At 68.4% G+C, this 12338-nt stretch carries 14 protein-coding genes; 3 read left to right on the top strand and 11 right to left on the bottom strand.

Annotated elements, in window-relative coordinates:
- Positions 1-79 precede the first annotated feature (79 nt).
- The 3 genes from AMYHA_RS20995 to AMYHA_RS21005 form a co-directional block, all read right to left on the bottom strand.
- Entirely contained in the window at positions 80-463 is a 384-nt protein-coding gene (locus tag AMYHA_RS20995) for a type II toxin-antitoxin system VapC family toxin (RefSeq protein WP_034273807.1), read from the bottom strand.
- Positions 447-698 (bottom strand): type II toxin-antitoxin system Phd/YefM family antitoxin, encoded by a 252-nt coding sequence (locus tag AMYHA_RS21000; RefSeq protein WP_034273810.1) that lies wholly within the window; start codon positions 696-698, stop codon positions 447-449. Before AMYHA_RS21000 ends, AMYHA_RS20995 begins: the two co-directional genes overlap by 17 nt.
- 81 nt (positions 699-779) lie before the next feature.
- Positions 780-1607 (bottom strand): adenylate/guanylate cyclase domain-containing protein, encoded by an 828-nt coding sequence (locus tag AMYHA_RS21005; RefSeq protein ID WP_169732961.1) that lies wholly within the window; start codon positions 1605-1607, stop codon positions 780-782.
- A gap of 197 nt (positions 1608-1804) precedes the next feature.
- Here AMYHA_RS21005 and AMYHA_RS21010 point away from each other — a divergent pair, with 197 nt between their 5' ends.
- The gene (locus tag AMYHA_RS21010; RefSeq protein ID WP_034273812.1) at positions 1805-2572 is read left to right on the top strand and encodes a hypothetical protein; all 768 of its coding nucleotides are present in this window, start codon (positions 1805-1807) and stop codon (positions 2570-2572) included.
- Between the two features lie 49 nt (positions 2573-2621).
- Here AMYHA_RS21010 and AMYHA_RS21015 read toward each other — a convergent pair whose 3' ends face one another.
- The 3 genes from AMYHA_RS21015 to AMYHA_RS21025 form a co-directional block, all read right to left on the bottom strand.
- Positions 2622-3599 carry an acyl-CoA desaturase gene (locus tag AMYHA_RS21015; RefSeq protein ID WP_034273814.1) on the bottom strand — a complete coding sequence of 326 codons (978 nt, stop codon included), beginning with the start codon at positions 3597-3599 and terminating at the stop codon, positions 2622-2624.
- Between the two features lie 169 nt (positions 3600-3768).
- Positions 3769-4575, bottom strand: a complete 807-nt coding sequence (locus AMYHA_RS21020; protein ID WP_034273816.1) for an Fpg/Nei family DNA glycosylase — start codon at positions 4573-4575, stop codon at positions 3769-3771.
- 7 nt (positions 4576-4582) lie between these two features.
- Positions 4583-5056: a ribose-5-phosphate isomerase gene (locus tag AMYHA_RS21025; RefSeq protein WP_034273818.1), complete on the bottom strand. Its 474-nt coding sequence runs from the start codon at positions 5054-5056 to the stop codon at positions 4583-4585.
- A 90-nt stretch (positions 5057-5146) separates the two neighbouring features.
- On the opposite strand from AMYHA_RS21025, the gene AMYHA_RS21030 reads away from it, so the two are divergent.
- Entirely contained in the window at positions 5147-5848 is a 702-nt protein-coding gene (locus AMYHA_RS21030; RefSeq protein ID WP_034278244.1) for an MBL fold metallo-hydrolase, read from the top strand.
- On the opposite strand, the gene AMYHA_RS21035 is transcribed toward AMYHA_RS21030, so the two are convergent.
- From AMYHA_RS21035 to AMYHA_RS21045, 3 genes are all read right to left on the bottom strand, one after another.
- On the bottom strand, positions 5829-6437 hold the full coding sequence (locus tag AMYHA_RS21035; RefSeq protein WP_034273819.1) for a class I SAM-dependent methyltransferase: 609 nt from the start codon (positions 6435-6437) through the stop codon (positions 5829-5831). The genes AMYHA_RS21030 and AMYHA_RS21035 overlap by 20 nt on opposite strands.
- Before the next feature lie 28 nt (positions 6438-6465).
- Positions 6466-7911, bottom strand: a complete 1446-nt coding sequence (locus tag AMYHA_RS21040) for an aldehyde dehydrogenase family protein (protein WP_034273822.1) — start codon at positions 7909-7911, stop codon at positions 6466-6468.
- 224 nt (positions 7912-8135) lie between these two features.
- Positions 8136-8741 carry a mycothiol-dependent nitroreductase Rv2466c family protein gene (locus AMYHA_RS21045; RefSeq protein WP_034273824.1) on the bottom strand — a complete coding sequence of 202 codons (606 nt, stop codon included), beginning with the start codon at positions 8739-8741 and terminating at the stop codon, positions 8136-8138.
- Between the two features lie 161 nt (positions 8742-8902).
- On the opposite strand from AMYHA_RS21045, the gene pepN reads away from it, so the two are divergent.
- Positions 8903-11473: an aminopeptidase N gene (gene pepN / locus AMYHA_RS21050; RefSeq protein ID WP_034273826.1), complete on the top strand. Its 2571-nt coding sequence runs from the start codon at positions 8903-8905 to the stop codon at positions 11471-11473.
- Between the two features lie 97 nt (positions 11474-11570).
- Here pepN and AMYHA_RS21055 read toward each other — a convergent pair whose 3' ends face one another.
- Positions 11571-12062, bottom strand: coding sequence for a DUF5130 family protein (locus tag AMYHA_RS21055; RefSeq protein ID WP_034273830.1), 492 nt, complete (start codon positions 12060-12062; stop codon positions 11571-11573).
- On the bottom strand, positions 12049-12291 hold the full coding sequence (gene ctaJ / locus AMYHA_RS21060; RefSeq protein WP_034273832.1) for an aa3-type cytochrome oxidase subunit CtaJ: 243 nt from the start codon (positions 12289-12291) through the stop codon (positions 12049-12051). Before ctaJ ends, AMYHA_RS21055 begins: the two co-directional genes overlap by 14 nt.
- Between the last annotated feature and the right edge of the window lie 47 nt (positions 12292-12338).

Below are 12338 nucleotides of genomic sequence, written 5' to 3' on the forward strand. Positions count from 1 at the left end.
ACTGGCAAACTGGCTTGACCTGCCAGTTCGGCTTCCTTTCGGTCGGATTGGTATCTATCGGCACAGTAACCCACCGATGTCAGGCAGTCGCGTCAACGATGAAGTCGCGCTCCAACTTGAGCAGCACGTGGTCGGCGGTCACCAAATGCAGGCTAGCCCGGTCCGCCTGCGCGACAAGCAGCCGGTCGAATGGGTCGTGACGAGTCAACTCTGGGAAATCGCGGATACCCTCCGCGTGCTCTGCCGTGACGCTGAGCGGAACGAAGCCCTGGTCGACAAGACGGACGCTCAAGTCGGCGGGCACCGACAACTTCCCTAGCATCGCCTTGATCGTCAGCTCCCACACCGTCGCCGCAGACACATGTACGCCATCCGTCGAACTGATCAGGTCCCGCGCCGTTGCGCCCAACCGAGGGCTGTCATCGAGAACCCACAACAGTGCCTGACTATCGAGAAGCAGCATCGTCCTCGCCGTAGAACATGCGCTGAATGTCCGGGTCCACCTCAGCGAAGGCGGCATCGTCGTAGCTGATCTCGTTCTTTAGCCCGCCAAACACGACCCGCGCGGCCTGATGCGGCACGAGATCAGCCACCGGCTGCCCCGCTTTCGAGATCACGACCCGCTCACCGCTCGCAACCTGCTCAAGCAGGCGCGACAGATGAGTCTTCGCCTCATGAATGTTGACGTTGGTCGACATATATCGAGTGTACTGGTAAGACTAAGTTTAGTCTAGTCACGTGCCGCGAGCGCTGGAGAATGGGGCTCGACGAGGCAGATACTAGGGCTGACCCCCGACAGCCTTGGCCCGATACACCAGCACCGTCTCCGGCACGCCCTTGACGCGCTTGCGGGCCCGTTTGGACAGCGTCACGCCGGTGATCTCGCCCGCTGCCTCGACGACGTCATCGCTGACCAGCACCTGACCGCCCTTGGCGAGGTCGGTGACGCGCGCGGCGACGTTGACCGCATGCCCGAACAGATCGTCCTTGGTGACGACGACGGCGCCGTGGTGCACCCCTGCGCGCAGCGGCAGCGCGTCGGGCCGGGCCCCGACCAGCTCAACAGCCGCGCGCACCGCGTAGCCAGGGTCGTCGAACACCAGCATGAGGCCGTCGCCGAGACGCTTGACCACCCGGCCGCCCCAGCGGCGCACGATCGGGCCAACAACGCGGTAGTGCTCCGCGAGCAGCGTCAGCGCGGCGTCGTCGCCGTGACGTGCGGTGTAGCTGGTGAAGCCCTCCAGGTCGGTGAACACCACGGTGGCCGTGGACGCCGCCTCATCGGCCCTCGGCGAGCGCGTCAGCGAGGACAACGCCTGCACCGTGGTGAGCCCGAGGCGGGTGACAACGGACGGCCTGCGCTCGGCGGCACGCTCCAAGAACCGCCGCATGACCTCGGCCGGTGGGACTCGGGACAGCGGGCGCGCACCGGGTTCTTCCAGCCAGCGCTGGTCGATCAAGCCGACCTCGAGCGCGGCGTCCCGGAACTGCGGATCGTCCTGCAGCAGGTCGGCGAGGCGCTCCGAGGCCACGCTGTTCAGCGAGGCGAGTGCTGCTGGTGTCCTCGTCCTCGTCTTCGCGAATCGTGATCGCACCGACCTGGGCATGGGCCTACCGTACCGCCGCGATCTGCGGCGCAAGACGTCCGAAAGCCCCCGAAATGAGTGATCACTACCACGCTTGCCGCCCATCGCGACCATGCCTGCGATCCGGACACCGTGTCACAGAAGGAACGTCACGCACGGCGGTAACGTTGTCCCTGCAAGCGCTCGCCGGAGCAAAGCCCGACCGCAGGAGCCGCATCATGACCGAAGCCGCCATCCTCCTCGCGTTGCTGATCGTCGTCGTCATTGGCGGGCTCGTGCTCGTCAGCCAGCAGCGGGAACGCCGACGCAGGGAGTTGGAGGACGCCAAGGCCGACGCGCGGCGCTGGGTGGAGCGACTCGGCGGGCAGGTGCTCAACCTGACCGGCACCGACGTCGCGTCGCAGCAAGCCATCGCGGACGCCTCGGAGCGCTACAACGCGGCGGGCTCGCAGCTGGAGCAGGCACAGTCGGTGCAGCAGGCCAAGCTGGTGACTGACACGGCGCTTGAGGGGCTGTACTACGTACGGGCGGCGCGCCTCGCGATGGGTATGGATCCCGGCCCCGCGCTGCCCGGCGACGTCGCCCGCGCCCGCGCGGGCAAGGTGACCGAGGACCGCGAGGTCGACGTCGAAGGCCACCACTACGCCGCATCACCACAACCGGGGCAGGCGACGCCGTACTACTACCCCGGCGGTCGTGTCGCGGGCAGGCCGGTGCCTGAAGGCTGGTACAGCGAGCCGTGGTGGAAGCCCGCGCTGGTCACCGGCGCGTGGACGATGGCATCCGTGTTCATGTTCAGCGCGATGTTCTCCGGCATGGCTGGCATCCCGAGCGCCGAGGCGTGGCAGGACGGAAACGACGCGGGCCAGGAAGACGCGATGGAGGCCAGTGACATGGGCGGTGACGCCGGTGGCGACATGGGCGGTGGCGACATGGGCGGCGGCTTCTTCGACGGCGGGTTCGGCGGAGACCTCGGCGGCTTCTGATCCTGCCCAGTAACGTCGAGCCGCTCGGACGTCGAGCCGCGCGGCGGCTCTACCGCGCTGCGCTGAGCTTGGCGAGGCGCTCCGGGCGCGGCCACCGGACGTCGTAGGCCCAGCCGAGCTTCTCGAAGGCCCAAATCACCCGCGCGGAGATATCGATCTGGCCGCGCTGCACGCCGTGGCGGGCCGACGTCGGGTCGGCGTGGTGCAGGTTGTGCCACGACTCGCCCATGGACAGGATCGCCAGTGGCCAGAAGTTCGCCGAGCGGTCCCGCGCGGCGAACGGGCGCTCGCCCAGCATGTGACAGATCGAGTTCACCGACCAGGTCACGTGGTGCACGGCGGCGACACGCACCAGGCCCGCCCAGAAGAACGCCGTCACCGCGCCCCACCATGACCACGTGACCAACCCGCCGATCAGCGCGGGCAGCACCATCGTGGCGATGGTCAGCGGACCGAACAGCCGGTGCACGATCCGCATGTCGCGGTCGTCGAGCAGGTCAGGCGCGAACCGCCGCTGATTGGTCAGCGTGCGGCGGAAGATCCAGCCGATGTGGGCGTGCCAGAACCCGCGCACGATCGCCAGCGGGCTCGTGCCGAACAGCCACGGCGAGTGCGGGTCGCCCTCGCGGTCAGAGAACGCGTGGTGTCTGCGGTGGTCGGCGACCCAGTGCAAAACCGGGCCCTGCACCGCCATGCTGCCCAGCACCGCGAGCGCCACCCGCAGCGGACGTTTGGCCTTGAACGAGCCGTGCGTGAAGTAACGGTGGAAGCCAACCGTGACCCCGAGGATCGACAGCGTGTAGAAGAACGCGGCGAGGCTGAGGTCGAGCCAACTCACGCCCCATCCCCACATCATCGGCACCGCGATGAGCACGGCGATGAGTGGCACGATCGCGAACGCATACACGGAGATGTGCGCGGGCATCGGGCGCTTCTCACCGTCGATCGGCTTGGGTCCCTGTCGCGGGCGGGTGGCTTCGGGTGTGGCGACGTCTGTGGCTACGTCAGTGACTACGTTCGAGGTCACCGGGGTGATCCCCTCTCCTTCGTGCCTGCACCGAGTATCGGCTGTGCGGTCTCTGCCGACCCGGCGCAGGCCGGGCCACCCCCATTGCGCCGTACGCTACACGCGATCAGGCGGCACGCCGACGTGGCGCACGCCACGTTGACGACGTCCGTCGCGACGCGATGAGGTGTCAGGCTTGGCAGTTCGGGCACCAATAGAGATTGCGCGAAACCAGGTCCGCGCTGGCGATCTCGGTGCCGCAGACGTGACACGGGTGGCCTGCCCTGCGATAGACGTAGACCTCTCCCCCATGCCGGTCTTCGCGCGGTGCCCTGCCGGTGACCTCCGGCAGGTGCTCGGGCCGGACGGTGTCGATGCTGCCGGTGCGCACACCCTCGTGCATCAGCGTCACGAGGTCGTGCCAGATCGCGTGCCACTGTGCCTCGGTGAGCGACTTGCCCGGTGTCATCGGCGGGATGCCGTGCCGGAACAGCACCTCGGCGCGGTAGACGTTGCCGACGCCAGCCAGGACCGTCTGATCCATCAGTAGCGCTGCGATGGACGTCTTGGACGCCGTGATGCGCCGCCATGCCTGATCCGGGTCGGCGTCAGCGCGCAGCGGGTCAGGACCGAGCCGCGCGGTGATCGCCTCGACCTCGGCTTCGGTGAGCAGTTCGCAACGAGTCGGGCCGCGCAGGTCGGTGGCATGGGTGGGGCCGATGATGCGCAGCCGCACCTGCCCGACCGGCGCGGCTGGCGGCGTCGGCTGCTCGGTGAACGCGCCGTAGAGACCCAGATGGACGTGCACGACGCCATGCTCGCCATGGTGGTGGAACAGGTGCTTGCCGTGCGCGTCGGCGTGAGTCAGCACGGTGCCGTCGAGCAGCGCCGCCGACGCGGCGAACCGGCCCTGCGGACTGGACACGGCCACCTTGTGCCCGCCGTAGCGCTCGGTGTGCAGCCGGGCGAGCCGGTGCAGCGTGTGTCCCTCCGGCATCGGCAGGTCAGTCAGTCGGCAGCGGCGGCGGGGTTCCGGTGCGCTCGTAGTCGGTGAGCTGGGCGACGCGGCGGGTGTGGCGCTCGTCCGAATCGACCGGCGTGGCGAGGAAAGCGTCGACGATCTCGGTCGCCTCCTCGGTACTGTGCATCCGCGCGCCAACGCCGATGAGCTGCGCGTGGTTGTGCTGCCGTGTCAGTCGCGCCGTCTCGACACTCCAGGCGAGGCCGGCGCGGGCGCCGGCGACTTTGTTTGCCGCGATCTGCTCGCCGTTGCCCGACCCGCCGATGACGATCCCGAGGCTGCCCTCGTCCGCGACGACGCGGCGCGCGGCCTCGATGCAGAACGGCGGGTAGTCGTCAGCGGCGTCGTAGACGTGCGGGCCTACGTCGGTGACGTCGTGGCCCTGCTCGGTCAGATGCTTGACGAGGTGGTTCTTCAGCTCGAAACCAGCGTGGTCGGCTCCCAGGTAAACGCGCACGGCAGAAAGTCTGCCATCCGGCTCGAGCGCTCGCGCGACGGCACTGGCGTCGTGTGCGGTGGCTTACGCGCCGCCGCTACGCTCCACGCCGTGGCGGACGGACGATGGATCGAACTCGGCGAAGACGTCTACGCGAGGCGCTACGCCGAACTCGACCAGACGCTTGGCCTGATCGTCGGCACCGAACGATGTCTCGTGGTCGACACCGGGCGTGACGAGGTACACGGCGCGGCGTTCGCCGCCGCGATCCGCGAGATCACGCCACTGCCGTGGGACGTCGTCATCACCCACGCGCACTGGGACCACTTCTTCGGCACCGCCACGTTCTCGCCGTGCCAGGTGTGGGCGCACTCGCGCTGCCGCGAGGCGATCCGCACCGACGCCGAAGCGCAGCGCGCCGAGTGGACGCGGTACTACCGAGAGCAGGGCAAGCCCGATCTCGCGGCCGACCTCGATGTCGCGCGGGTAGTACTCCCTACGGCGGACGTCCCTGACCGGATGGACGTCGACCTGGGCGGGCGCACCGTGGTGCTGTGTCACCCCGGCAGAGGCCACACCGCGGGCGACGTCGTGGCGCACGTACCGGACGCGGGTGTGGTGTTCGCCGGAGACCTGGTCGAGCAGGGTGCCCCGCCCTCAGTCGGTGACGACGCCTACCCCGCCGAGTGGCCACGCGCGCTGGACGCCGTCCTCGCGCTGCGCCCGGACGTCGTCGTGCCGGGGCACGGCGAGCCGGTCGACGCCGCGTTCGTCGCCCGGCAGCGCGACGAACTCATCGGCGGTGGACGCTGACGGCGTAACCGCCGCCGTCGTACGGATCGCCGTCCCAGGTGGCGAAGCGCTGTCGCAGGCTGAGTCCGGCGTCGGCGCACCAGGCGTCGTAATCGGCCAGGGTCACCGTGGCCTCGTCGAGTGGCAGGTGCGCGGCATCGAGACCGAACCCGGCCACCAGCAGCCCTCCTGGACGAAGAGCCCCGGCCAGCGAGGTAACCACGGTCGCTTCCGTACCCGCGGCGACCAACGGGATCACGTTCCCCGCACACACCACCAGGTCAACGGCCCCGGCGAGCCCCAGTCCAGCGAGGTCAAGGGCAGCAAGGTCGGCCTGGATCCACCGGATCTCAGGCGCCGCGCGGCGAGCCTCGGCCAGCATCTCCTCGTCGAGATCAACACCGACGCACTCGTACCCATTGCGGTGCAGCCACTGCGCGACACGACCGGTGCCGCACCCCGCATCGAGCACCCACGCGCCAGCGGGAACCAGGGAGGCACAGAGCTGGGCCTCACCATGCACGTCGGTGCCCTTGGCTTCCAGCTCAGCGAACCGGGAGGCGTACTCGGCGCCCCGTGCGGCCCCAGTCATGTCCGTCCAGCGAGTCATGGTCGACACCTTCGCATGCGCGACGGCCTCAGCGCTGGATGGACTTGACCTCGAGGAACTCCTCGATGCCATAGGCGCCGAACTCGCGGCCGTTACCGGACTGCTTGTAGCCGCCGAACGGGGCCAGCGGGTTGAACGCGCCGCCATTGATGTCGACCTGGCCGGTACGCAGCCTCTTGGCAACCTCAAGCGCGCGCTCGTCCGAGTCGGAGAACACCGCGCCAGCCAGGCCGTACAGCGAGTTGTTCGCGATCCGCACCGCGTCGTCGGTGTCGTCGTACGGCATCACCGACAGCACCGGCCCGAAGATCTCCTCCTGCGCGATCGGCATGTCCTCGGTAACCCCGGCGAACACCGTCGGGCGCACGTAGAAACCCTCGTCCAGGTCGTCCGGCTTCTCAGGGCCGCCGTAGGCCAGCGTCGCGCCCGCCTCGGCACCCGCGCGGATAAAGCCGACCACCCGGTCGCGCTGCTGCTCGTTGACCATCGGGCCAAGCCGGGTCGCTGAGTCTGCCGGGTCCGCGGGCACGTACTTGGCCGCTGCCGCGATCGCCAGCTCGACCGCCTCGTCATGCCGGGACGCGGGCACCAGCATTCGCGTCCAGGCGTTGCAGCTCTGGCCGCCGTTGATGAAGGCGTTGGCGACACCGAGCTTGACCGCCTTGGTCAGCCCGGCCTCGTCGAGGTCGTCCAGGATGACGTTGGCAGACTTGCCGCCCAGTTCGAGCGCGACCCGCTTGATCGTCTCCGACGCCGCCGCCGAGACCGCCCGGCCAGCCCGAGTAGAGCCGGTGAACGACACCATGTCGACGTCAGGGTGCTCGGCGATCGCCGCCCCGACGACCGGCCCGGTGCCGTGCACGATGTTGACCACGCCATCGGGCACCCCCGCCTCGGCGATGATCTCCGCGAGGATGCCGGTGTTCAGCGGTGCGACCTCGCTCGGCTTGAGCACGACGGTGCAGCCGGTCGCCAGTGCGGGCGCCAGCTTGGCCATGATCTGGTGCAGCGGGTAGTTCCACGGGGTGATCGCGCCGACCACACCGATCGGCTCCCGCACGATCAGCGAATTGCCGATCTCTTCGGTGAAGCGGAACTCGCCGGACGCGATCAGGTCAGCGACCCCGGCCGACGTCGCTGCTGGCAGCGTTGCCTGCACCTTGGTCGCGAACGTGATCGGGACGCCGACCTCCGCGCTGATCTGCCGCGCGATCTCGTCGCGGCGGGCGGTGATGCCCTCGGAGATCCTGCGCACCACGGCGGCGCGTTCCTCAGCTGACGTGTCCGCCCACGCGGGGAACGCCGCACGCGCCGCAGCGACCGCAGCGTCGACGTCAGCCTGGGTTCCCACCGGAACCGTCCCGATGACCTGTTCGTTCGCCGGGTTCAGGACCTCGATGACGTCGTTCTCGTCGCCGTAACTGGTCTTGCCGTTGATCAGATGTCCGGTACGAGTGGTCGCGGGCGCGGCCATGGGGCCTCCTTGTCCTCGATGCGGGTCATCTCAACAATGGCACACGAATCGCACGCCTGAGCCGCTCGCCCTGCGGCTTGGGCGAGCCGCACAGCGCGGGTTCCGCGCCGTGCCCAACGCCGTGACCACCGGACGGTGCGACTCGCGGCCAACACGGTGAAACTCGCGCGAATTTCGGTGCGACTCGCGACCGATAAGGCGCGACTCGCGGCTGGCCGAGGTGGTCAGTCGAAGTTCAGCTCGCCGGTGCGGGTCCGCTTGAGCTCGAAGAAGTCCTGGTAGCCCGCGAGCAGCCTGGCGCCGTCGAACACCTTCACCGCGTCCTCGCCACGCGGCACCGAGCCGAGCACCGGCCCGAAGAACGCCACGCCATCGACGTGGATGGTCGGGGTGCCGACGTCCTGGCCGACCGGGTCCATGCCGCGGTGGTGGCTCTCCGACAACGCGTCGTCGTACTCGCTCGACGTCGCCGCGTCGGCCAGCTCAGGCGCACCGGCCTCAGCCAGCGCCTCCTGGATGACCAGCGCCTGATCGTCGATGCCCTTATTGTGCTTGCGCATGCCGAACGCCAGGTAGAAGTCCCGCAGTCCCTGCTGTCCGAGCTGTTGCTCGACGGCGATGGCGACCCGCACTGGCCCCATGGCGCGGTCCAGCATTTCGCGGTAATGGTCGGATAGGTTCTCGCGCTCCTTGTTGAGCAGCGTCAGGCTCATCACACCGAACCTGAGGTCGATGTCGCGCAACTGCTCAACCTCAAGCAGCCACCGGGACGTGATCCAGGCGAACGGGCACAACGGATCGACGTAGATCTCCACCTTCGTCGGCGCCACGGCATTCTCTCCTTCTGTCGGTGTCAACCGAGTTATGTTCACTATTCGTGCCCAACCAAGACAATGGCGAACTTGTTCCCCGCGTTGGCGCGAGGACGCCACACTTCATGATTTGATGCGTGCAGTGATTCGACCCGGAACCCAACTCAGCTGAGGTAGTAGTGGCCGCCCCTAATCTGACGCAGGAGCAAGCGATCCGCCGTGCGGAGCTGCTCGACGTGACTTCCTACGACATCGAACTCGATCTCACCGATGGGGCGGGCGCCCCAGGCGAGACGTCGTTCGACTCGAAGACCACCGTCACGTTCACCGCGGCCGAGCCTGGCACGTCGACGTTCGTCGACATCGTCGGCTCCGGGGTCCATTCGGCCACCCTCAACGGCGCGGCGCTCGACGTCTCGGACTACGTCGAGGACAACGGCATCGGGCTGCCGAACCTCGCGAAGAACAACGAGCTCACGGTGCACGCCGAGTGCCGGTACATGAACACCGGCGAGGGCCTGCACCGATTCGTCGACCCAGTCGACGGCGAGGTGTACCTCTACAGCCAGTTCGAGACCGCGGACGCGAAGCGCATGTTCGCCTGTTTCGACCAGCCTGACCTCAAGTCGGTGTACCGGCTGACGGTGACCGCGCCGCAGGGCTGGAAGGTGATCTCCAACGCGCCGGTCGAGTCGACGTCGACGACGCCCGAAGGCGCGGTGCGCACGGTGTTCGCAGAGTCGGAGCGCATCTCGACGTACCTGGTGGCACTGATCGCCGGGCCGTACGCGGAGTGGCGCGACGAGTTCTCCGACCAGCGCACCACGATCCCGCTTGGCATCTACTGCCGCGCGTCGCTGGCCGAGCACATGGACGCCGACCGACTGTTCACCGAGACCAAGCAGGGTTTCGGCTTCTACCACGAGAACTTCGGTGTCACCTACCCGTTCGGCAAGTACGACCAGCTGTTCGTGCCGGAATTCAACGCGGGCGCGATGGAAAACGCGGGCGCGGTGACGTTCCGCGAGGACTACGTCTTCCGCAGCCGCGTCACCCGGTATGCCTACGAGCGGCGCGCCGAGACGGTGCTCCATGAGATGGCGCACATGTGGTTCGGCGACCTGGTCACCATGCGCTGGTGGGACGACCTGTGGCTGAACGAGTCGTTCGCGACCTTCGCCAGCGTGCTCAGCCAGGCGGGCGCGACCGAGTACAAGCACGCCTGGACCAGCTTCGCCAACATCGAGAAGTCCTGGGCCTACCGGCAGGACCAGCTCCCGTCGACGCACCCGGTCGCCGCCGACATTCCCGACCTGCAGGCGGTCGAGGTCAACTTCGACGGCATCACCTACGCCAAGGGCGCGAGTGTGCTCAAGCAGCTCGTCGCCTACGTCGGGCAGGAGAACTTCCTGTCCGGGCTGAAGGTGTACTTCGACCGGCACGCATGGGGCAATGCCACGCTGGCCGACCTACTCGCCGCGCTGGAGGAGGCCTCAGGGCGGGACCTGTCGTGGTGGAGCGCGCAGTGGCTGGAAACGACGGGATTGAACTCGCTACGGCCGTCGTTCCGCGTCGACGACGAGGGCCGGTTCACCGAGTTCGCGATTCTGCAGGGCGGCGCCACACCAGGCGAGGGCGAGTGCCGCACCCACCGGGTCGCGGTCGGCGTTTACGACGAGACGCCGGAGTCCGGCGGCAAGCTCGTGCGCATCCACCGCGAGGAGCTCGACGTCAGCGGCGAGCGCACCGAGGTGCCGGAGTTGGTCGGCGTGCCACGAGGCAAACTGGTGCTGGTCAACGACGACGACCTGACCTACTGCGCCATGCGGCTCGACCCGGCGTCGCTGGCCACGCTGGTGGACAGGATCGCCGACATCGACGAGCCGCTCCCGCGCACGCTGTGCTGGTCGGCGGCGTGGGAGATGACCCGCGAAGCCGAGCTGAAGGCGCGCGACTTCATCACGCTGGTCAACCGGGGCATCCACGCCGAGGCCGAGGTCGGCGTCGTGCAGCGGGTGCTGCTGCAGACACAGGCGGCACTGAACTCGTACGCGACGCCGTCTTGGGCGAACGAGACCGGCTGGCCGTCGTTCACCGCGCGGCTGGTGGAGCTGGCGCGGTCGGCCGAAGCGGGCTCAGATCACCAACTCGCGTTCGTCAACGCGCTGACCAATTCAGTGCTCGGTGACGACGCGCTCAAGCTGGTCGGCGGGCTGCTGGACGGCTCGGAGCAGCTGCCCGGCCTGACGGTGGACACCGACCTGCGGTGGCGCCTGCTGTTCGCGCTGGTGGCGCACGGCAGGGCGGCCGATGCCGAGATCGACGCCGAGCTTGCCCGGGACAACACCTCGACCGGCCAACGGTACGCCGAGCGGGCACGTGCGCTGCGGCCGACGCCGGAGGCGAAGGAGCTGGCGTGGCAGCGGGCGGTGCACGACGACGTGCTACCCAACGCGATCAACGACGAGGTCATCACCGGATTCAGCCACCCGGCGCAGAAGCACTTGCTTGAGCCGTACGTGGAACGCTACTTCGCCGAGATCGACGGCGTGTGGCAGCGGCGTTCATCGGAGCGGGCGCAGCCGGTCGCGGTGGGGATGTATCCATCGTGGTCGGTGGACAAGGCCAGCATCGAAGCCGCGGACACCTGGCTCGACGGCGACCACCCCGCCGCGCTGCGGAGGCTGGTCAGCGAGGGTCGCGCCGGAATAGTCCGGGCGCTAGCCGCCCGCGAGTTCGACCAGGAATAACGATCACGACAAACGCCCCGCCGGGTGCACCTTCGGGTGCGTCCGGCGGGGCGTTCTCGTTGGTCGGGGTGCCGCTGATCGGTCAGCGGCGTGGGGCTTACTCCCTGGGGGAACCGGCCTGCTCGTCCAGCATCCGCAGGCCGCTGACCAGCCCGCCGATGAGGTCGCCTTCCTTGAACGACGCGACCATGCTCATCACAGCCAGCTTGCCGCCGCGCTTCGACAGGCGCTGCTCGGCGATCTCGCCCGTCACCAGCTCGACGACACGCTCGCCCGGCGAGACAGCGATCAGCACCGACTCCCTGCCACGCGGGCCGATGCGGCGGAACAGCTTCTCCGCCTCGGCACGGCTGTCCTTGCCGAGCGCACCGATGTAGACACTGAAGTCGAGTCCGGTGTCCCTGCTGGCCAGCGTCAGCGCCTCGTCGAGCCGCGCGAGCTGAGTCGCGGTGAACGGCCCCTTGGGCGTATTCGGGTCATACATCTTGGCCGCGGAGACCCTGCCGGACAGCGTCACGACGGAGCCAGGCTCCAGCTCCTGATCGCCTTGCGACCGCGTCCTGTCAGCTGTCAACTCACCAGCGCCCACTGGAACCTCCTACCGGGGTGGCTTCCTCGTCACCGGCGTCCGCATGCGTGCGGGTGGTGTCGAGCCCCTGCGGGTTGGCGCTCCACCAGACGGGTGGGTGGTCCCACTCCTGCCCCGGCCTGTATCGAGGCGTCGCAGCGAACTTCGACCGCATCGACAGCACGCCGAGCAGGCCGTAGATCACGGCGGGGATCACCACGAACACCAGGATGGTTTCGATCACGCTCACATGCGTACGGTACCGAACGCACGTCGCACCGCCGCCCGCCGGTACGG

This window comes from Haloechinothrix halophila YIM 93223, from assembly GCF_000504245.1.
Classification (GTDB): Bacteria; Actinomycetota; Actinomycetes; order Mycobacteriales; family Pseudonocardiaceae; genus Haloechinothrix_A; species Haloechinothrix_A halophila.